This window comes from Stenotrophomonas sp. P5_A8 (assembly GCF_056400545.1).
The window spans coordinates 1-21069 of the sequence record NZ_JBFULB010000030.1 but is presented as its reverse complement, the minus strand read 5'-3'; the positions used below and the strand labels follow the sequence as shown (position 1 = coordinate 21069).

General features: G+C 67.2%; 14 protein-coding genes. 2 read left to right on the top strand and 12 right to left on the bottom strand.

The window, feature by feature from the left end:
- Together AC1DQP_RS04030 and AC1DQP_RS04025 are read right to left on the bottom strand one after the other, a co-directional pair.
- Positions 1-1366: alpha-ketoacid dehydrogenase subunit beta (locus tag AC1DQP_RS04030; RefSeq protein ID WP_478051145.1), on the bottom strand; the 1366-nt coding region annotated here is incomplete at its 3' end.
- Positions 1367-1370: 4 nt separating this feature from the next.
- Complete coding sequence (locus tag AC1DQP_RS04025; RefSeq protein WP_457318725.1) at positions 1371-2621, bottom strand: 3-methyl-2-oxobutanoate dehydrogenase (2-methylpropanoyl-transferring) subunit alpha; 1251 nt, start codon at positions 2619-2621, stop codon at positions 1371-1373.
- 260 nt (positions 2622-2881) lie between these two features.
- Between AC1DQP_RS04025 and AC1DQP_RS04020 the strand changes: the two genes are divergently transcribed.
- Positions 2882-3793 carry a LysR family transcriptional regulator gene (locus AC1DQP_RS04020; protein WP_478051144.1) on the top strand — a complete coding sequence of 304 codons (912 nt, stop codon included), beginning with the start codon at positions 2882-2884 and terminating at the stop codon, positions 3791-3793.
- Here AC1DQP_RS04020 and AC1DQP_RS04015 read toward each other — a convergent pair.
- The 8 genes from AC1DQP_RS04015 to AC1DQP_RS03980 form a co-directional block, all read right to left on the bottom strand.
- Positions 3763-4959, bottom strand: coding sequence for a YkvI family membrane protein (locus AC1DQP_RS04015; RefSeq protein WP_478051143.1), 1197 nt, complete (start codon positions 4957-4959; stop codon positions 3763-3765). The genes AC1DQP_RS04020 and AC1DQP_RS04015 overlap by 31 nt on opposite strands.
- Positions 4956-5960, bottom strand: a complete 1005-nt coding sequence (gene bla / locus AC1DQP_RS04010; RefSeq protein ID WP_457318731.1) for a class A beta-lactamase — start codon at positions 5958-5960, stop codon at positions 4956-4958. The genes AC1DQP_RS04015 and bla overlap by 4 nt, the downstream gene beginning before the upstream one ends.
- Positions 5957-7000 carry an N-acetyltransferase DgcN family protein gene (locus AC1DQP_RS04005; RefSeq protein ID WP_457318732.1) on the bottom strand — a complete coding sequence of 348 codons (1044 nt, stop codon included), beginning with the start codon at positions 6998-7000 and terminating at the stop codon, positions 5957-5959. Before AC1DQP_RS04005 ends, bla begins: the two co-directional genes overlap by 4 nt.
- Before the next feature lie 73 nt (positions 7001-7073).
- A complete protein-coding gene (locus AC1DQP_RS04000; RefSeq protein ID WP_478051142.1) occupies positions 7074-9269 on the bottom strand; it encodes a TonB-dependent receptor in 2196 nt (731 codons plus the stop codon).
- A gap of 451 nt (positions 9270-9720) precedes the next feature.
- Entirely contained in the window at positions 9721-11052 is a 1332-nt protein-coding gene (locus AC1DQP_RS03995; RefSeq protein WP_478051141.1) for a peptide MFS transporter, read from the bottom strand.
- A 19-nt stretch (positions 11053-11071) separates the two neighbouring features.
- A complete protein-coding gene (locus AC1DQP_RS03990; protein ID WP_478051140.1) occupies positions 11072-13096 on the bottom strand; it encodes a serine hydrolase domain-containing protein in 2025 nt (674 codons plus the stop codon).
- The gene (locus AC1DQP_RS03985) at positions 13093-14091 is read right to left on the bottom strand and encodes a dipeptide epimerase (RefSeq protein ID WP_478051139.1); all 999 of its coding nucleotides are present in this window, start codon (positions 14089-14091) and stop codon (positions 13093-13095) included. Before AC1DQP_RS03985 ends, AC1DQP_RS03990 begins: the two co-directional genes overlap by 4 nt.
- A gap of 33 nt (positions 14092-14124) precedes the next feature.
- On the bottom strand, positions 14125-16110 hold the full coding sequence (locus AC1DQP_RS03980; RefSeq protein ID WP_478051138.1) for a serine hydrolase domain-containing protein: 1986 nt from the start codon (positions 16108-16110) through the stop codon (positions 14125-14127).
- A gap of 324 nt (positions 16111-16434) precedes the next feature.
- On the opposite strand from AC1DQP_RS03980, the gene AC1DQP_RS03975 reads away from it, so the two are divergent.
- Complete coding sequence (locus AC1DQP_RS03975) at positions 16435-17070, top strand: helix-turn-helix domain-containing protein (RefSeq protein WP_457320775.1); 636 nt, start codon at positions 16435-16437, stop codon at positions 17068-17070.
- 249 nt (positions 17071-17319) lie between these two features.
- Here the strand turns inward: AC1DQP_RS03975 and AC1DQP_RS03970 are convergent, their stop codons facing one another.
- Positions 17320-20439 carry a galactose-binding domain-containing protein gene (locus tag AC1DQP_RS03970; protein ID WP_478051137.1) on the bottom strand — a complete coding sequence of 1040 codons (3120 nt, stop codon included), beginning with the start codon at positions 20437-20439 and terminating at the stop codon, positions 17320-17322.
- Between the two features lie 286 nt (positions 20440-20725).
- The coding region (locus AC1DQP_RS03965) for a GNAT family N-acetyltransferase (RefSeq protein ID WP_478051136.1) at positions 20726-21069 on the bottom strand (344 nt) is incomplete at its 5' end.

Below are 21069 nucleotides of genomic sequence, written 5' to 3'. Positions count from 1 at the left end.
CGGCCGCCTTGGGCGCGGCAACCGGTTCGGCAGGCGCCGCGGCGGCCGGTGCACTGGTGGCGCTGGCATTTCCGGCACCGTCCACTTCCAGGCGGATCAGCTCGCTGCCGACGGCCATCATCTGGCCGGGCTTGCCACCCAGCGAGACGACGGTGCCTGACACGGGCGAGGGGATCTCGACCATGGCCTTGTCGGTCATGACCTCGGCCACGACCTGGTCTTCGGCGACCGGGCCACCGACCTCGACCTTCCAGGTGATCAGTTCGACTTCGGCGATACCTTCACCGATGTCCGGCATCTTGATGACGTGATGTCCCATGGTTCRGTCCTCCAGCACGCGCTGCATTGCATCGATGACCCGGGACGGACCCGGGAAGTAGTCCCATTCCTGCGCGTGCGGATACGGGGTGTCCCAACCGGTAACGCGTTCCACCGGCGCCTGCAGGTGGTAGAAGCAATGCTCCTGCACCAGGGCGACCAGCTCGGCGCCGAAGCCGCAGGTGCGCGTGGCTTCGTGCAGCACGATGCAGCGGCCGGTCTTTTTGACCGAATTGACGATGGCGTCCAGGTCCAGCGGCCACAGGCTGCGTAGGTCGATCACTTCGGCATCGATCCCGGCATCTTCGGCGGCGGCCTTGGCTACCCACACGGTGGTGCCGTAGGTGATGATCGTCAGTGCCTTGCCTTCGCGGGCGATGGCGGCCTTGTCCAGCGGCACGTTGTAGTAGCCCTCCGGCACCAGGTTGTCCGGGTACTTGGACCACGCGGTGACCGGGCGGTCGTGGTGACCGTCGAACGGGCCGTTGTACAGGCGCTTGGGCTCCAGGAAGATCACCGGATCGTCGTTCTCGATCGAGGCGATCAGCAGGCCCTTGGCGTCGTACGGGTTGGACGGCATGACCGTGCGCAGGCCGGTGGCGTGGGCGAAGATCGCCTCCGGGCTCTGGCTGTGGGTCTGGCCACCGTAGATGCCACCGCCGCACGGGGTACGGAACACCAGCGAGGAGGTGAAGCTGCCGCCGGAGCGATAGCGCATGCGCGCCGCTTCGGAGACGATCTGGTCGTAGGCCGGGTAGATGTAATCGGCGAACTGGATCTCGGCGACCGGGCGCAGGCCGTAGGCGGCCATGCCGATCGCCGCGCCGGCGATGCCGTTCTCGGAGATCGGCGCATCGAACACGCGCTGCTTGCCGTACTTGGTCTGCAGGCCATCGGTGCAGCGGAACACGCCGCCGAAGTAGCCCACGTCCTGGCCGAAGACCACCACGTTGTCGTCGCGTTCCAGCATCACGTCCATCGCCGAGCGCAGCGCCTGGATCATGGTCATCGGCGTGCCGCCGGTGTTGTTCTGTTCAATCCCGCTCATGTGTTCAGACTCCCAACTGCTGACGCTGGCGACGGAGGTGTTCGGGCATGTCCTTGTAGACGTCTTCGAACATGAGGGCCGCGCCGGGACGGTTGTCGCTGCCGAGCAACCCGTGGGTCTCGGCTTCCTTGAGGGCACGCAGGACCTCGGCATCGAGTTCGGTGCGCACTTCGTCGTGCTGCTGATCGCTCCACAGGCCGCGCTTGATCAGGTGCTGCTTCAGGCGGTCGATCGGATCGCCGAGCGGGAAGTGCTGGGCATCGTCGGCCGGGCGGTACTTGGACGGATCATCCGAGGTCGAATGCGGGCCGGCGCGGTAGGTCACCCACTCGATCAGGGTCGGGCCGAGATTGCTGCGGGCGCGTTCGGCGGCCCAGCGCGAGGCCGCGTACACGGCCAGCAGATCGTTGCCGTCCACACGCAGCGACGGAATGCCGTAGCCCACGCCGCGCGCGGCAAAGGTGGTGTTCTCACCGCCGGCGATGGCCTGGAAGGTGGAGATCGCCCACTGGTTGTTGACCACGTTGAGCACGACCGGGGCGCGGTACACGTGGGCGAAGGTCAGCGCGGCGTGGAAATCGCCTTCGGCGGTCGCCCCATCGCCCACCCATGCGGTGGCGATGCGGGTGTCGCCCTTGATCGCCGAGGCCATCGCCCAGCCCACCGCCTGGATGTACTGGGTGGTCAGGTTGCCCGAGATCGAGAAGAAGCCGTAGTCCTTGTACGAGTACATGATCGGCAGCTGGCGGCCTTTCAGCGGGTCGGCCGCGTTGGACAGCACCTGGCAGATCATGTCGACCAGCGAGACGTCCTTGGTGACCAGGATGCCCTGCTGGCGATAGGTCGGGAACTGCATGTCGTCATCGCGCAGCGCCAGGGTCTGGCCGACCGCGATCGCTTCTTCACCCAGGCACTGGATGTAGAACGAGGTCTTCTTCTGGCGCTGGGCGATCAGCATGCGCGCGTCGTAGGCGCGGGTCTTGAGCATGGCGTGCATCGCACGCAGCAGCACCGCGTCGTCGATGTCGGCGGCCCACGGACCCACGGCGTCGCCGTTGTCGTCCAGCACGCGGATCAGCTGGCCGGTCAGCGGTGCGGTCTGGCTGGCGCTCACGTCCACGGGCGGCTTGTCGACCGCGCCGGCGGGGCTCAGCTTCAGATAGGAAAAGTCGGTGGCCTGGCCGGGGCGGGCGCTGGGCTCGGGCACGTGCAGACGCAACGGCGCGCTGGTGGCGGGAATCTGGGGTGATGACATGTCAGGGGCCTCGCTGGGCTTGGGTCATGGAGCTACAGGCTTACCGCAGGCGGGGGGCAACGGTAATGGCGATGTTGACGCGCCGGCATCCCGGGGGATCCCGTCGCGAAGCGGGTAAGGACCAGCGCTTTCAAGGCGGCTGGGGCCATGGCGCATTGCACCCGGTGTGAAGTCTAGAGGCACGGCGGCATATCGTAAATTTGTTTAATAGCGTATGAGGTATTGTTTATTCAGATATCTCCATGCTACGGGAGCGGTGCATGCAAATCCCAGCCAACCTGACCCTGCGCCAGATGCGCTATTTCGCCGAGGCGGCGGAGCTGGGACAGTTCTCGCAGGCCGCGCGCAAGCTGCACGTCTCCCAGTCGGTGATCACCACCGCCGTTGCCCAGCTGGAGGCCGCGCTGGGGCTGAAACTGTTCGATCGCCTGCCGCACGGGGTCGGCCTGACCGCCGAGGGCCACCGTTTCCACCAGCACGTCCGGCACATCCTGGACACCCTGCAGGACGCCCTGAGCGAGCCGATGTTCCTGGCCAACACGCTGCCGGGCCGGGTCAGGATCGGCGCTTCCTACACCGTGCTCGGCTATTTCCTGCCGAGCCTGCTGGCGCGCTTCAAACGCTCCTATCCGCAGGTGGAGGTCGAGCTGGTGGACATGGACCGGGCGACGATCGAGCAGGGCGTCAGCAGCGGCGAGCTCGATTTCGGCTTGTGCATCATCTCCAACATGGCCGAGCCGTACGTACTGCGTCGGCAGGTGCTGATCCGGTCGCGCCGCCAACTGTGGCTGGCCGAGTCGCACCCGCTGCTGCAGTTGCCGGTGATCAGTCCGGCTGACGTCGCGCCGTATCCCTACATCATGCTGACGGTCGACGAKGGGCAGGAGTCGGCGATGCGCTACTGGCGTTCGGTCGGGCGCGCGCCCAACGTGGCTTTCCGCACCTCGTCGCTGGAAGCGCTGCGCGGCATGGTCGCCTACGGGTTCGGGGTGAGCATCCTGTCGGACATGGTCTATCGGCCGTGGTCGCTGGAGGGGCGCCGGATCGACGTGCGCACCTTGACCGATGCAGTGCCGCCGATGGACGTCGGCCTGGTCTGGCGCCCGGACGAGGACCTGTCCGCGCCGGCACGCGCGCTGCATCAGTTCCTGGTCTTTGCCTGTGGCGGGTAAGTGCCGAGGGCATCCGTCATGGCAGGGCGCGGGCAGGGCGGTTCCGCCCCCGGCGGCGTGAAGGCCCGCCCGCGACGTGACCAGAGCTGCCACGCCGAGTACGCCAGCAACGGCACCACATAGGTGGCCAGGATGGCGTAGGCCAGCAGCCGGTAGCCCTTGGCGATCAGTGCCACCAGGCCGATCCCGTCGGCAAGGAAAACGGCTGCCAGCAGGATCGCGGCGATGATCGCCACGCGCACGCCGCGTCCGGGCGCGGCGCCGGTGCGTTCTTTCCAGTTGACGCCGATGCGGCCGTCCACCGAGGCCATCAGCGTGACCCCGGTTTCCACCAGGGCGACCATGATCATCAGGCGGAACAGCCACTGGAACCACGGCAGGCCGAGCTGGCCGAGCATGAGGTCGGAAGGCAGCGGCGCGTCGGCGATGTCCGGCAGGAACGCGATCATGCAGACGTAGAACACGATCGCCGGCAGGATCGCCAACGGGCCGGCCAGGGCGCCGGCAATCACCGCGTCGCGACGGCACAGCAGGTGGCGCACGACCAGCAGGATCGAGACCGCCGCGAACACGTTATAGCCGGCGTAGGTCACCCCGTTGAGCACCCAGCCCGGGCCGAGGTCCGGGGTGTTGGACAACTGCGCCAGGGTGCCGTGGCCGAAGCGGGACAGGATCAGGCACGCGGCGATGGCATACACCACGTACATGAAGGCCGACATCAGCTTGAACATGCGTTCGACGGCGTTGGTGCCGGCCTGCACCACGCCGGTGATGATCGCCACCAGCAGCAGCGTGCCGACGATCCGTGGCCAACCGAACATGGTCGTGGCCAGTTCGCCGGCGGCCGCGCCGAACACGGCCAGTACCACCACGATGAGCGCCAGATAGGCGATTTCGAAGGTCCACCAACCACGCCCCAGCAGATGCCGGAAGAAGGTGCGGTAGTCGTTGGCACCGATCGCCCGTGCCAGCAGGAACGTCAGGATGCAGATCACGCTCCAGATCAGCATCGACAACACCATCGCGGCCAGGCCGCCCCACGGGCCCGAGGGCAGGAAGAACTCCGCCAGCTCACGGCCGGTGGCGTACCCGCCGCCGATCACGGCGGATTTGAACGCCAGGCCGGGCAACAGATAACGCTGGAACCGGCTGGCGGCGGCGGTCACTTGCCGGCGGCCGTGGGCTGCAGCAGGTAGAAATCGCGCACGGTGCGGGCGATCTCGGCGATCACCCGCTCACGTTCGCTGCGCGGTGCGTTGCTGGCCTTGACGAACACCGAGATGGCGAACCGGCTGCCGTCGGGCAGGGTGACCACGCCGACGTCGTTGACGGTRCCGGCGACGGTACCGCTCTTGTCGGCCACCTTGGTGCCCGGCGGCAGGCTGCCGCGCAGGCGTGCGCTGCAGGTCCGGCAACGCTCCATGATCTGCACCAGCACCTCGGTGCTGGCCGGGCTGAGTGCCTTGCCGGTGAACAGCTGGGTCAGCAGGGTCGACATCGCACGCGGCGTGGAGGTGTCGCGCGGATCCTTGTCGAAGGCCTCGCTGCCGGACTTGGTGCGCTTGACGACCTCCGGGTCGAGGGTCAGTTCCGCGACGCGTTCCTTGGTCAGCGGGGCATCGCCGAGGCCAAAGATATCGCTGAGCAGCTGCCGGGTGTTGCGATCCAGACGCTGGCCGTTGATGCCGTGCGCGCGCAGCCAGGCGGTGACCGCGGCCGGTCCGCCGGCCTGGGCCACCAATACGTCGGTGGCGGTGTTGTCGCTCTGGGTCAACATCACTTCGAGCAGGTTGTGCACCGACAGGCTCACGCCGTCGTGGATGAAGCGGTCGGCGATCACTTCCGAATCGACGTAGAAGGATTTCGGCACCGGCACCATCGTGGTCAGCGCCAGTTCGCCGGCATCCACCTTGCTCAGGATCACGGCGGCGACGGCGACCTTGAACGTGCTGGCCATCGGGAAGCCTTCATCGGGATTCAGATGCACCTGCTCGCCCTTGCCATCCAGGCGCCATGCCGAGACACCGACCTTGCCGTCGATCAATGTGGCCAGGCGTGCGACTTCGGTTTCCACCGGACGGGTCCGGCTGGCGCTGAAGGCGGCGAGCGGGCTCAGGCCCAGCACGGCCGCGACGCACAAGCTCAAGGTACGGGATGTCATCTTCATGCGATGCAGGCCTCCAGCAAACGGTTGAACGTTCCATCTTGCCGCATCGGGTCAGCCGCGGGCAGACCGAGACGCGCGCTGACCTCCGCACAGGCAGCCGATGCCGCAGCCTCGGTCATGCCGTGGGTGTTGAGACTGACGCCGACACAGCGGATGTCAGGGTTGGTGCGGCGCCCCAGTTGCACGGTCAATGCGATCACCTCTTCGATGGAGGGCAGTGGATAGTCCGGATAACCGAGCACGTGCTTGCGCCCCGGCTGGTGGCAGACCACGAACACATCCGGTTGGCTGCCGTGCAGCAGGCCGAGGCTGACACCGGCGTAGGCGGGGTGGAACAGCGAGCCCTGGCCTTCGATCACATCCCAGTGATCGTCGGCCGCATCCGGGCTGAGCAGCTCGGCGGCGCCTGCCGAGAAATCGGCGACCACCGCGTCCATCGGAATGCCGCTGCCGGCGATCAGGATGCCGGTCTGGCCGCTGGCGCGGAAGTCGGCCGCTACGCCGAGCCCGCGCAGGCCGCGCGCCAGGGCCAGTGCGGTGTACTTCTTGCCCAGCGCGCAGTCCGTGCCGACGGTGAGCACGCGCTTGCCGGTGCGCTTGCGCCCGTTGCCGACCGGAATGCCGCGTGGCGGGATGCGCACGTTGATCAGCGCACGTCCGTGGCCGTCGGCGACGGCGGCCAGCTCCGGAATGTCACCGAGCTTCTGGTGCATGCCGCTCACCAGGTCCAGGCCCTGTTCAAGCGCGTCGACCAGCGCGGGCAGCCACTGCGGCGGAATTACCCCACCGCCGTTGGCGACGCCGATCACCATCGCACGCGCACCGGCGGCGCGCGCCTGCGCCGGCGTCATGCTCGGCAGGCCGGTGGTGATCGGGCAGCCCGGCAGGCTCCATTCGGCAACACACACTTCCGGCGCCCAGTCGTGCAGGCCGATCGCGGTCTTGGCGAAGCCCGCCTCAGTGATATCGCCCAGGAACAGCAGGTACGGTTGGGGGAGGGCGGCAAGTGCCTGAACGGCTGCGGTGGGCGTCGAGCTCATGGGGATCCGGGGTAGTGGGGGAGGGAGGCGGTCACGGGACGGGATAAGGCGTCGCCGGGCGCGCAGGTGGCACTCAGTAGCGATAGTCGATCGACATGCCGATGGTGCGCGGCTGCAACGGCACGCCGGTCACCGCGACGTAGCGGTTGAGTGCATCGCGCACCGCGCCGGTCGACACATAGGCACGCTCGTCGGCGGCATTGCGCGCGTACAGACGCACGGTCCAGGTCATGTTGGTCAGTTCGGCATGCAGGTCCAGGGCGTTGTAGCTGTCGATCTCGTACGCGCCGGCCACGCGCGCGCCGGTGACGCGATAGCCGGCACCGACCCGGCCCTGCCACTGCGCGGTCACATCGAAATCGTAGTCGACGGTGGTCGACCAGCTCAGCCGCGGCGTCATCGGCATGCGGCTGCCGGCGACCAGGCCGCTGGAGGCCGGCACATCGCCGATCTTCGAATCGATGTAGGCCGCGTTGAGCCCGACCGTCAGGCGCTCGGCCGGACGCACCATGAAGCTCAGCTCCGCGCCCTGGCTGCGCGCGCTGCCAGCATTGCCCATCCAACTCAGGCCGTTCTCGGAAACGCGCACCTGGATGTCGTCCCAGTCGATCCGGAACAGGGCCAGATCGATCATCGCCCGACGGTCCCAGAAGTGCGACTTGAAGCCGAGTTCGAGGTTGTCCAGCGTGTCGGCCTTGGTCATGGGCACCACGCCGGAGGTCGACACGTTCGGTCCACCCGGGCGGTAGCCGGTGGCGTAGCGGGCGTAGAGCATCGCGTTTTCGTTGAAGTGCCAGCGCGAGGCGAGTTTCCAGGTGGTCACGCTGTCATCGGCGTCGTCGGCCAGGTCGATCGGTCGCGGACCGTACAGCAGCCCGACGCTGTGCTGTTCGAAATCCTGCTGGTTACGCGCATGCCGCACGCCGGCGGACACATCGAAACGCGGGCTGAATTTGTAGGTGACATCGGCGAAGATCGCCTGCTCGTCGTAGGTGCCGGGCAGGCTGGCGGTGCCGGGATTGAACGGCAGCGGTATCCCGTTGGCATCGTAGGCGCTGACCTGCTGGCGGTTGGCGTTCTTCTCACCGGTGAAGAAGGTGCCGAGCAACCATTCAAAGCGCGCGTTTTCCTTGGAATTCAGGCGGAATTCCTGGGTCCATTTGCGGGTGCCGAGGAAGACATCGAACTGCGCCTGTCCGGCCGGATACCGGGTCAGCAGCGGCCACGCCGCGCCATAGACCAGGGTGGAATCCTGCACTTCGTCCATGCGGGTTTCGGAGAAACTGGAAGCGGAGACGAAATCGACGTTGCCCAGATCCCAGTCGAGGATCGCCGAGTAGTAGTCGGTCTCCATCCGGTACGGCGTCGCGCGCTGGAGGATGCCTTCGAGCGGGCCGCGGATTGGCTCCAGCGTGGGATAGGTCAGGCCTACCGCGCTGGAGTTGTCGGCATCCACGATCTGCGACAGCGCCTGCACGCGCAGGTTGGCGGTGTCGCTGATGCGCCAAGTCAAGGCCAGGCGCGAGGCCAGCTGGTAGTAGCCGTTGCTGTCTTTGGCGTCATCGCCGGCCAGATCCGGCTGGTCGACATAGCCGGGCGTGCCCTGGCGCGACATGCTGGCGCGCAGGCCCAGCTTGCCTTCGACCAGCGGCACGTTGAACGAGGTGCGCACGCCCGTGCCGACGTCGCCGGCCTCCCGGGTGGCATTGACGTCCATGCCGGCGCGGAACTCGAGGCCATCCGGATCGGCGGCCTTGGTGATGTACTTGAACAGGCCGCCCATCGAGCTGGCGCCGTAGAGGGTGCCCTGCGGGCCGCGCAGCACTTCCACGCTTTGGATGTCGTAGGGCAGCAGATCCAGCGCGTAGGTGGTTGCGCGCTGCTTGTTGCTGCTCGTGCCGATCGGTGTGTCATCGATGTAGGTGCCGATGATCGAGCCACCGCCGAGCGGCGCCACGCCGCGCAACGCCATCGTGGTCTGGCCCGGCGCGCCGCCACTGTCCACCTGGAAGCCGGGGACGTAGGCGGCGAAGTCGTTCAAGCGGGTGGCGCCGAATGCTTCGAGGCGTTCTTCGCTGATCACGCTGACGCCGGCAGCCACCTCCATGACGTTCTCGCTGCGCTTCTGCGCGGTGGCCACTACGCGATCAAGCTCGACGACATCGGGCGTGCTGCGGCTGCCATCGGCGTTGGCGTCCTGGGCCATCGCCGAGGTGGCAAGGCCCATGCAGCACAGCGTGACGGTGGAGGCGAGGATCGAACGTTTCATCGGCTTGCGCATGTGCGGGCTCTCAGGCATCAGGAACGGGGTCAGGCAGAGAAAACGACGGCGATCCGGGACTGCGACAGCCGCGTGGCGTTGCATCGGGGAGTGCGGTGGACGCGCGCGGTGCCGCGGCAGCAGCGTGTCGGCACATCGGTCAGGGGAGAGGACATGGGCAGCGAACGACACGCGCGGCGGTCGGAGACGTGCGGAAACTGATCGGGCATTTCGATGTCCCTACAAATCCTGTGCAAGGAATATTTATCCTGATCAGAGATATGTCAAGCTCAATTAGAAAATAGTGTCTCAATAAGGAGTATTGCGCTGCAGCAATTCGAGCGCGCCCAGGGCCGCTTCCCAGACCGATTGGCGCCTGGTGGGCGCACTGCGCCGGACCACGGGCCGCGATCAAGCGCGATCGTCACCACACCGATAAGCACGGTGCGGCACCGACACCTCAACCCGCGCGCACCGCACGGGCAGCCGGGGCAGCGTCCTGCGGGGCAGGTGAGGCGTTGCCAGCCAACAGCGGTCGCGCGCGGCGTTCCAGCCGCAGTAGCAGGATGGCAACGAGCATGCAGGTGCCGCCCATCAGCGAGAAAAACACCGCACTGGACAGCGTTGACCACAGCGTGCCGACGGCGCCGGCCAGCAGATTGCCGCCGAACGAGGCCAGGAACCAGAACGCGATGATCGTCGCGCCGAAGCCTGCCGGCGCCAGGCGCGCGAACAGACCCAGCCCCACCGGCAGAATGAAAAGCTCGCCCAGGGTGAAGATCGCAAAGAACAGCGCGGCCCACAGCCAGCCGACCTTGGCCGACGGTTCGCCGCCGAGCATCGCCACCAGCGCAAATGACAGGCCGACCACGGCAGCGCCGATCGCCATCTTGGTCAGTGCGGCCGGCTCGCGGCCCTCGCGCGCCTGCCGCGTCCAGCGCCGCACCAGCAGCGGTGTGATCAGGAACACCAGCAGCGGATTGAGCGAGAAGAACCAGGTCATCGGGACGGTGAAATCGGCGGTGATCACGCGGTCCACGCCGGTATCGAGCCAGATCGCGATGGTGTTGCCGATCTGCTCGTAGGCCAGTCGGAATACCACGATCAATCCGGCAATCATCGTCATCAGCTGCAGCAGTGGTCGGTAGGTCGGCTGCCACAGCGCGGAGAAGGGCAGCGTGGCGCGCTCGCTGCGCGGCGGATCCGGTGGCAGGTGCCGTCGGCCGCTGATGTAGACCACCAGGCCCAGCAGCATGCCGATGCCGGCGGCCGAGAAACCGACGTGCCAGCCATACACCTCTCCCAGCGTGCCGCAGACCAGCGGCGCGAGAAACGCGCCGAGGTTGATGCCCACGTAGTACACGTTGAACGCCGAGCCACGACGCGGATCATCGCGCCGGTACAGGTCGCCGACCTGGCCCGGCAGGGTCGGCAGGAACAGCCCGTTGCCAAGTACGATCGCCAGCAGTGCCGGATACAGCAGGGCATCGAAGGCCATCAGGAAGTGGCCGAACGCCATGATCACCCCGCCCAGGATCACCGCATGCCGCTTGCCCAGCCAGCGGTCGGCGAGCAGGCCGCCGAACACCGGGCTCAGGTAGGCCAGCGCGGTGTACAGGCCATAGACCATCGAGGCCTGCTCCTGCGAGAAAAGCAGCTGCTTGGTCATGTAATAGACCAGCAGCGCCCGCATGCCGTAGTAGGAGAATTTCTCCCACATCTCGGTGAGGAACAGGATGGTCAGGCCTGGCGGCTGCCCGAACCAGGCCCTGGGCGGTGCAGCGATGCTCATCGGGCGGGGCATCCGTGGGTCAGAGCTGCAGGCCGGTACTGATCAGGCGCTGGGTAATGGCAACGAACGCCACCACCAGCCCTGCCAGTGCGACCACCCAGGCGCCGTAGCGGCGCACGCGCGGCCAGCTGGCCGGGGTGCGGATCGCCACCCAGACCAATGCCGCTGCCGCGAACACGCTCAGCCAGGACAGCGCCTGCACCAGGATCAACGGCCCGTTGGTGTACGACGAGATCGCGCCCGGGCCAGCGATCGATTTCACGTACAGCGCCCAGGCGGCCACGGTGCCCAGCTGCGTGGTGATCGACAGCGTCTGCAGCCAGCGCAGGCCGCGGTTTTCTGCCGGCGCGCTGACACGGTAGTAGCGGCGCACGAACACGCCACCGACGCGCAGCACGGCCGACAGCGTAAGCAGCCCCAGCGCGACGAACAGCGCAGGGCGCAGCCACGCCGGCGAACGCCAGCCGGGGATCGGTTCAAAGCCGAACACCGAGGCGAACGGACCGCCGGAGAAGTACACCGGTCGGCCGTCCTTGACCTTCACTTCCAACAGGCCGCGGCCGTTTTCCTGCTGCCACAACCACGGCGACACCTCGCGCCAGCGCAGCAGCTGGCCGTTGAGGCCCTTCTGGCCATCCACGGTGATGGTGCCGTCATCCTGCGGGTGCACGCGGATCGGTGCGAACAGCGTCAGCATGCGCAGATAGGAACTGTCCGAACGGCGCGTGCTCTGCCAGCTCGTCCCGGCCAGCGCAGCGGCGTGCGAGCGGGCCGTGGCAGCATCCACGCCCGGGCCGGCGCGTTCGATCGGCAGGRTCGGCAGGAAATTCTCGACGAAGCGCTCCCACACCTGGGCGCGCAGGGCAGAACCGGCCGCATCACGCCCCACGCTGTTGGTGGAAACGAAGACGCCGATGTTGCGTTCCGGGATCATCCACAGCCACGAGTAGAAGAACAGCATCGTGCCGCCGTGTGAGCGCGTGTCGTAGCCCCCGGTGTCCGAGGCCATCCAGCCCAGGGCCATGCGCGGCAGGTGCGGCAGGATCGCCGGCTGCGGGGTCAGCATCTGTGCGTTGGTCTCGGCGCGCATGATGCGCTGGCCGTCGAGCTCACCATGATTGAGCGTGGCCATCATGAAACGTGCCATCGCCGAGCCGGAGGCATACAGACCGCCCACGCCCGGCGCGGTGTTCTTCTCGGCCGGGTAGCTTTTGCCCGAGCCCAGCAGATAGCCCTTGGCGGCGTGCGGCAGCAGCTCGGCCGGCAGCTTCTGTTCGAAGCTGGCGTACTGCATGCCCAGCGGCTGCAGGATGTGCTGTCTGGCGTAGTCCTCGAAGCGCTGGCCGCTGACCCGCTCGACGATGTACGAGGCGATGCCGGTGGCGTAGTTKGAATACGCCGGCGTGGTGCCCGGTGCGGAGATCTGGTTGGGCACCCATTCCTTGAGGAAGTTGTCGCGGTTGGCCGGATGGTCCGGGCCCAGCACGATCAGGTAGCGCATGCGCTCTTCCAGACCGCTGGTGTGGGTCATGATCTGGCGCAGCGTGATCGGCGCACCGTTGGCCGGGACCTTGATGTCCAGGTAGATGTTGATGTCGGCGTCCAGATCCAGCTTGCCCTGTTCGACCAGCTGCATCACCGCGGTCCAGACAAACAGTTTGGAGATGGACCCGGGGCGGAACAGGGTGGTTTTGGGATCGACCGGCGTGCGCTTCTCGACATCGGAGAAACCAAAGCCGCGCTCTGTGACGACCTTGCCATTCTCGACCACCGTGACCACGGCACCGGCGAGATCGCCCTGCGCCATCAAGTAGGGGACCAGGCCGTCCAGGAAGGTGTCGACGCGGGCTGCATCCAGCGTGCCGGTGGCGGCCGGCGGGGGAGTGACGCTGTCAGGCGCCCGGGTGGCTGCAGGCTGCGGCGCGGCGGCGGGCGGCGGGGCCTGTGCGTGCAGCGGCGAGAACACGGCGCTGGAGGTCAGCAGCAGGCCGGCCACCAGCGCGCGCCAGCTGAGGGTGCGCGGATGCCGCGATGTCATGCTCATGCCTGCACCCCCTTGCCCCACACCGCGTCCTCGCAATGCACCCGTCCCTCGTCATAGCGCAGGCCCGGGACGCGATCCTCGCGCAGGAACAGCGGGCCATCGAGATCGACCACGTCGCAATGCTGGCCCACGATGAAGGCCGGGCCCATCGCCCAGCTGCTGCCGATCATGTTGCCGACCATCACCTGCATGCCCAGTGCACGGGCCTTGTCGACCATGGCCAGGCCTTCGGTGAGTCCGCCGGCCTTGTCGAGCTTGATGTTGATCACGTCGAACAGACCGGCCAGCGCTTCGATGTCCGCCGCGTCCTGAACGCTTTCGTCGGCAGCGAACGGCAGCGGTCGTGCGAAGCCCTTGAGTTCGGCTTCGCGACCGCGCTGCAGCGGCTGTTCCAGCAACTTGATGCCGTTGTCCAGCAGCACCGGCATCAACGCGTCCAGCACGTCCACGGTGTAGCCCTGGTTGGCGTCCACGCCCATCCATACCTCCGGGCGCGCCTTGCGGACGGCGCGCACGCGTTCGCTATCGATATCCAGTTCGCCACTGAGCTTGAGCTTGAGCGCCTTGGCGGCCGCATAACGCCCGGTGGCGATCGACTGCATCGTCGCCGGATCATCAGCGCCGAGGGTCCAGGTGGTCAGCAGCGGCCGGGTCTGCGACAACCCAGCCAGCGCCCAGGCCGGTTTGCCGGTCCGGCTCGCCTCCAGATCCCACAATGCGCAGTCCAGCGCGTTGCGCGCGCCGCCGCGGGGCAGCAGTTGCTGCAGGTCGGCGCGGCTGATGCCGGTTTCGATCCGCGCACGCAGCTGTTCCAGCGTGGCCAGCATCTGCTCTGGCGCATCATCGAGGTAGTACACGCCACTGGCTTCGCCACGGCCGCGATGGCCGCCGTCTTCCAGTTCCACGCGCAGCACCTGGGCGTGTTCGAAAACGTAACCGCTGATCCGGAACGGAGCCAGCAATGCAAGCGTGTCGATCTGCAGGGTGAGTTTCACAGGATGTCTCCAGCCCCGAAGCGGGGCGACGGGTCAGTAGTTGAGAGCGAAGTCGGCCAGGCCCATCAGAGCCAGCGCGTAGGCAAGCACGCAGGCGGCCATCAGCAGCAGCACGGCCCAAAGGCGTGCCAGCCAGCCGCGTCCGCCGCGCAGCGTCTGCAGCAGGTTCCAGGTCATCGCCGCGAGCCCGCCGACGATGGCGATCACGGAGGCGGTGCCCAGCCCGATCACCGCCGGATCGAGACGGTCGTCCAGGCGGGCGAAATCCGCGGCCGCCCACGCCATCAACGCCATGGCTGCTGCAGGTACCAGCAGCATGAACCAGCACGCGAGGCGGCTCAGGCGATAGGCCAGCAGCGTCCTGCGCGGCCAGGCCAGCACGCGGCCATGACGACGGCGGACGAACGCGGCGACGGGCCAGGCCAGCGCGGAAAGCGCCAGTACCGCCATGGCAGCGGTCAGCAGTGGCTTGAGCCACACCGCCGAGCGGTAACCTTCCGCGCGCAGGAACACGTTGAACGGTGAGGACGCGTCGACCGCGAAGCCGACCGGCGTTCCGTCCTTGAGGATGGCGGCCAGGCGCAGCTCGCTGTTGTTCGCCTGCCATAACCACGGTGCGATCGGCCTGAAGGTGGACGGCTGTCCGTTGGGCTGTTTCAGGCGCGGCAGGCGCAGACTGCCATCGTCCAGCGCCTCCAGCCGCGTCTGAGTGAGGATGCCGGTGCGGCCGATGCCGGTTTCGGCGCGACGTGAATCGAGATAGCTCGGTGCGGCCAGCTGGCGCGCCTGTTCCCTGGCCAGCGCGGCGTCTACCTGCGGTGCCGCGGCGGGGGCGTCTGCCGGGAAGTAGCGGTCGGCGAAGTTCTCCAGCAGCTCACGGCGGATCGGGCCGGTGACGCCGTTGGCGCCGGCGCTGTTGAGCGCGACGAACAGGCCGACGTCGTGGTCGCGGAACAGGAACAGCTGCGAGTGGAACGAGTAGGTGTCACCGGCGTGGGACACCACCCGCTGACCATTGACGTCGATCTCGTAGAACCCGAGTGCCATGGTGTTCAGTGGTGGCGCGAAGCGGGTCTGCGGCGTCAGCATCTGTTGAGTGGTCGCTGCCTTCAGAATGGCCGTGTCGTGACCGCCCGCCGCGCTCAGGTGCGCGATCATGAAACGCGCCATGTCGCTGCCCGTGGCCGACATCGCCCCGGCCGGCGCGGACGGGGTGACTTCGAAGTCGCGCGGCTGGCCCGATCCCAGTGCATAGCCCTGGGAGACCCGGCCACGCAACGCAGGCGGCAGCGGCTGACGAAAGCTGGCGTGCTGCATCTGCAGCGGCACGAAGATGTGCTGCTCGACGTAGTCGACGAATGGCTGCCCCGATACGCGCTCGACGATGTAGCCGGCAAGGCTGGTGCCGTAGTTCGAATACGCCGGCACAGTGCCCGGGGCAAAGATTTGCGCCGGTATCCGGCGTTTGAGGTACGGGCCCAGTTCGGTGCCGCCGGCCGCCGCCACCGCTTCGCTCGTCCACATGTACTTGATGTTGGCCTCGAAGCCGCCGGTATGCGTCATCAGCTGCCGCAACGTGATCGGCAGGCCGCGTTCGGGCACCTTGAAATCCAGGTACTGGTTGATGTCCGTATCCAGATCCAGCTTGCCGGCTTCCACCAGCTGCATCACTGCGGTCCACGTCATCAGCTTGGAAACCGACGCCATCCGGAACAGCGTGCCGTCCGGGTCCACCGGCGTCTGCTTCTGCACATCGGAGACGCCGTAACCGCGGCGGGCAAGAATCTGGCCGTCCTTGACCACGGTGACCACCGCACCGGCGATATCGCCGCGCCCGATCGCATACGGCATGAAGCCATCCAGCCAGAGGGTCACATCGTCGGCGGTCAGCCGGGGCGTGGAGCCCTCACCGCTGGGGCGGGTCGCCACCTGCGGCGCGGAAGGCGCCTGCTGCGCACCGGCCTGGAAGAGCACCAGCAGCCCACAACACACCGCGACTAGCCCTGACAACACACGCATCTGACGCTCCCGTTGGAACTGGACGACGCGGCTGTCCCACGCAAACCACGGCTGGGTCAAAAACGTCTCGATCAGACAACAATATTCCTGATCAGAGAAATGTCAAATGCGCGTGATCGTGCCCGACGCTGCGTGCGGGATCTGAATGTGACGTTTAGAGGGCAGAAATGGTGTCATTCGGCGAGGCGATACGAACACACTGCCGGAGTGTGGACAGGGCAATCGGGCGCTCAAGCGCCATAAACCATCCTGATCAGGATGACATTCATCGGCGCGTAGTATCGTATTGCCAACTTCACTGGCAATAGCCCAAAGGTCCTGTTGATGAGTCCGAAGAGCCCCACGCTCGGAACCCTGCTGCGCGGCCTGCGCACCCGTCAGGGTTGGACGCTCAAGGAAATGAGCGAACACACCGACATTCCCCTGTCCACGTTGTCCAAGATCGAGCACGACCGCCTGACCTTGACCTACGACAAGCTCCAGCACCTGTCGCAGCGGCTGAACCTGCGCATGTCCGAGCTGTTCTGCGAGCCGGAGACCGACACCGCGCCCAAGCCGGTGACCGCCCGGCGCAGCCTCGGTACGCTGGACAAGGCGCTGCGGATCAAGACCGACAACTACGACTACTTCTATCTGTGCACCGAGCTGCGGCGCAAGCGGATGATCCCGATCATCACCAAGGTGCGCGCCAAGACCACGGCCGAGTTCGGCGAGCTGGTCCGCCATCCTGGCGAGGAGTATGTGCACGTGATCGAGGGGCGCATCCAGGTGCACACCGAGTTCTACGATCCGGTGGTGCTGGAAACCGGGGAGGGTATCTATATCGACAGCCAGATGGGCCACGCATACATCGTCGATGGCGGCTGCGAGGAAGCCGTGCTGCTGGCCGTCTGCGCGAGTGCGGACGAGGACCTGATGGAGTCGCTGATCACCCTGCATGAGCATGAGGGCAGCGTCTGACCGCGATCGCGGTAGACACCGGCGGTGCCCTGCCTCGCATGTGGGCAGTCCGGATCGACTCCCGCGCTGGAACGTGAGCGAAGAGGCGGTGGCGCAATCGCAGACCGATCGGCCGGGGTTGCCCAACCTGTGAGGGGTGGAGCAGCCGAGCATGGCTCGGCTCTACCGGGTGCGTTGACGCGGTGGCGATGCGGATCGGGCCGCACTGCGGTTTTGTAGAGCCGGGCCATGCCCGGCTGCCTTGCCGGGTTACCAGCGCGCCTCAAGGGTGCGGAATGGCTGCTTCAACCGCACGCCATCGGCATCGAAGTCACTCACCGCACGCCCATCCACGCGCACGCTGGTCGGCCGCGTCCGCGACGGCCACCACACGCGCACCGCGGCATCCTTGCGCAGGCCCGAGCCGAGCGTGAGCCGCAAGGCCGCGTCCTGTTGTCGCGCCTGCAGCTGCAACGTGCCGTAGGCGGTGGGCAGGCGGTCGATGGCCAGACCATCACCGGCCACCCATGACGGCGGCGTACCGGGCAGCAGCGACAGCGCATCATCGTCTTCGCGCATCAGCATCCCGAACAGCGTGCGACCGTACTCGGCACCAATCCAGGTGTGCGGCATGTCGCCGAGGTAGCGCGGGAAGCGCAGCCGCGAGTGCACCACTTCGGCCAATAYCTGCCATTCCAGCGGACGGCGGTCGTGCAGCAGGCCCTGCAGCAGTTCGTCGGCGGCCTCGGGCTGGCCGAGGTGCACATAGCTGAGCACGTTGCGGATTTCGTATGGCGTGTAGGCGTACAACGCACCGGGCTGGCCGCGCTTGCGCACATCGTCCAGATACCGCGCGAAGGTGGTGCGCAGCGCGTCCGGCGGCAAGACATCCTGGGCGCCGGTCGGGTCCAGCGCGATCGACACGCCCGTGGGATCGCCGTCGCCCAGGTCGGCCGAGGACGGGATGAAGTCGATGCCCTTCCACGCCATCGTCGCGCGGATCGAGGCGGCGAGTGCATCGTGCAGCGCCGTGTACTGCGCACGCGCCCACGCGGCGGTATCGTGATCGCCCAGTGATTCGGCCAGCCACGCGCCGTCGTGCCAGCCCTTCAGTCCCCAGTAGTCGTCCCAGTAACTGTGCGTGGGCGAGGGGTAGCCCTCATGGCTGATCGACGGGGCGAGGATGCCGGCGAAGCGTTCCGGCGAAGGTTGGCTGGCCATGTAGCCGGGCACCAGCGTGCGCTCGCGCAGTTCCTGCAGGAAACGCAGTGCCGCCTTTACCTTGGGCAGGTAGGCGCGCACCGATTCGGGACCGCCGTCGAGCCGGGCGACATCGGCCACCAGCGTCACGTACTGGCCCTGGCTGTCGTACTCGATATCCGACCCGAAGCCGGTGTTGACGCTGCCATCGTCGTTGAGGATCGGCGAGACCAGCCCGTTGGCATGCACGCCGTGTTCGCTGTACCAGGCCAGGTAGTCGCGCGCGACCTGGGCTTCGCCCATGCGCAGCAGCACCGCCGAGGTGGCCATGCCGTCGCGGATGAAGGAGCGGTTGTAGTTGCGTGGTCCGGGCTGCATGGCCGGGCCGGTCTGGTTGATCAGCATGTAGGCGGCCTGTGCGCGCAGCATGTCCACCAGTGAGGAATCGGGCAGGCGCAGGCCGACCTGGCCCAGGCGCGCCTGCCAGTCGTTGGATGCGCGCGTGGCCAGTGCGTCGAAGGCGGCATCGGCGTCGCGCGGGGCATCGGCCAGATCGAGCGCTGGCGCTTCGGGCAACGCGCCATCGGGACCGGGCGCCGCGGTACCGAGCGGGAAGGCCACCACAACAGAACGGGTCTCTCCAGGTGCCAGCTGCACGCGGTAGCCCAGCGCGGCTGCGGCCAGGCCGCGGGTGTCGGTGGCCTGCTGCGCCGTGGGCACTGTGCCGCTGGCGATCGCTGCAGTGATCTCGGTGCTGCCATCGGGTCCAAACGGCGCCGCACCGGCCGCGTCCACCGCGCTCAACGACTGCAGCAGGCGGCGACCATTGACGCGCACGCTGCGGCCGTCGATGGCGATCTCGCGGATCGGTGACAGACCGCCGTTCTGCCACGGCGGGTTCATCTGCATCGGTCGCACCACCAGGGCCAGGGTGCCGTCCACCGGCGCGGTGCCGGTATTGCGCAGGCGGTGGCGCAGGTAGGTGACCGGCTGGCCATCGCGTTCGATCGCAAACGATTCGCTGCGCAGCTCCAGCCCGGGTTGTGGCGACCAGGTGGCCGACGGCATCGGCTTCCAGCCATCGCGCAGCGCATGCTGCACGGGGCGTTGCCCTGCACTGGCGGCGGTGCCGTCGGCGTTGCGCCAGATCGGCTGCACCAGGGGCGCGCCCTTGAACGCCTCGATGTTGCCGTACTCGTCGAAGATCGATTTCTGCCGGCCGCCGTGTATGCCCACCGCGGTCCAATAGGTCTGCTGCATGTGCAGCGAGGCCGGGAACAGGGCGCGTTGCGCGCCGCTGGCAGCGATCTGGTACTGCTTCATCGGCGTCATCACCGCCTTCGGGCCGAGCAGGCGGATGCGCGTCACCTGCGGTGCGTCGCCGGCCACGCTCAGGCGCAACGCCTTGGCGGTCACCGGTGCGTCGCCGGCCAGCCAGCTCTGCTGGCGGCTACCGGCCTGCGCATCGGTGGCCAATTCGCGCCAGGCACCGTGCGTGTCCTGCACCTGCAGCCGCGCCGCACCGTGCGCGCCGGCCCACTCCACCACCAGGCCGGTGGTGGCTTGCGGGCGGGGCAGGGCGATGTCGAACGCGTGGGTGTTGCTCTTCAGCAGCGGCACCGAGACCGCCCCGCCGCCCTGCCACAGCGCGGCGGCCTGCTGCGGGGTGAGCGCGGCCACGCGCGCGCTGGTGGTGCTGTCCAGGGGCTCCAGCTCGAAGATGGAAACACCCCAGTCGGAGGTGCGGTCCGGGCTGGCCAGGCGCAGGTACCGGGCCTGACGCGGGGCGAAGAACAGGGTTTCGATGCCGCCGAGCGAGTCGGTCATGGTGTAGGCGGGCTGCCACTGCTTGCCGTCCAGCGAGGTCTGCAGCGTGTAGCCCTCGGGGTTGGAGACATCCCAGGTAATCCGTGCACCGCTGACCAAGGCCGGTTTGCCCAGGTCCACCTGGAACCAGTGGCCGGGGCTGAAGGCGCCGCCGGTGACAGTCTTCGGGTCGCCGTCGATGAGGTGGCTGACCGCCATGGCCGGCACCTGCTGGGAGGAGCTGCTGGCCTGCCACTGACTGCGTGGGGGCAGGTTCTGCGCCGAAGCGGTCACCGCCAGCAGCAAGGCGGGAAGGAGCAGCGCGCGCGCGCGTCCGTGTGCTGACGTGCGCGGGACCGTGCAGCGATTGGCAGGCAACCCCATCCAACTCTCCTCGGCAACCCTCGGTATGAGGTGAAGCCAACGCTAGCAGGGGATGTAATCGTTTACATGACGCGTCGCAATATCACGCTTTCGTAGCTTGGCCTGGCGGCAGCTCTCAGGCCTGGCCATAAACGCTCGCTCTCGGGAGTGCGACTGCGCAGGATGGGAGCGCATCGACCCTCTCATGCGGCATGGGAACCATCAGGCGCCTGCTGGAAGCGTATGGAATTCGCCTTCCATTGTGGCCGCACGCTTCATGCGGGTGCCGCCACGATCGCCACCGCAGTCAGTGGCGCGCAGGCTGACCCGGGCCTGCGACGTCTCGGAAGAACACCGTCTCCGGGTCGCCTGGATCCAGGTTGTCGATCTGCCCGCTGACGATGAAGCCATTGCGCGCCAGCAGGGCGTGCATCGGCTCGTTGGATTGGTTGGTGGAGGTGAACAGGCGCGGTCGCTCGCAGCGTGACACCAGATGCTGCAGCAGGGCTTCACCCAGCCCCAGGCGGCGAAAGTCTTCGCCGACCATCAGCATTTCGATGAACCCGCTGTCGAAGAAATGATGGTGGAGTACGCCATAGGCGGCAACACGCGCGTCAAGCAGCAACAGGTGGCAACTGCGTGCCGCCACCC

What these genes read in the sequence shown, in the direction of transcription:
- AC1DQP_RS04025 (WP_457318725.1), bottom strand. Translation starts at nt 2,621, where the DNA reads ATGTCATCACCCCAGATTCCCGCCACCAGCGCGCCGTTGCGTCTGCAC.
- AC1DQP_RS04005 (WP_457318732.1), bottom strand. Translation starts at nt 7,000, where the DNA reads ATGAGCTCGACGCCCACCGCAGCCGTTCAGGCACTTGCCGCCCTCCCC.
- AC1DQP_RS04000 (WP_478051142.1), bottom strand. Translation starts at nt 9,269, where the DNA reads ATGAAACGTTCGATCCTCGCCTCCACCGTCACGCTGTGCTGCATGGGC.
- AC1DQP_RS03995 (WP_478051141.1), bottom strand. Translation starts at nt 11,052, where the DNA reads ATGAGCATCGCTGCACCGCCCAGGGCCTGGTTCGGGCAGCCGCCAGGC.
- AC1DQP_RS03980 (WP_478051138.1), bottom strand. Translation starts at nt 16,110, where the DNA reads ATGCGTGTGTTGTCAGGGCTAGTCGCGGTGTGTTGTGGGCTGCTGGTG.
- AC1DQP_RS03975 (WP_457320775.1), top strand. Translation starts at nt 16,435, where the DNA reads ATGAGTCCGAAGAGCCCCACGCTCGGAACCCTGCTGCGCGGCCTGCGC.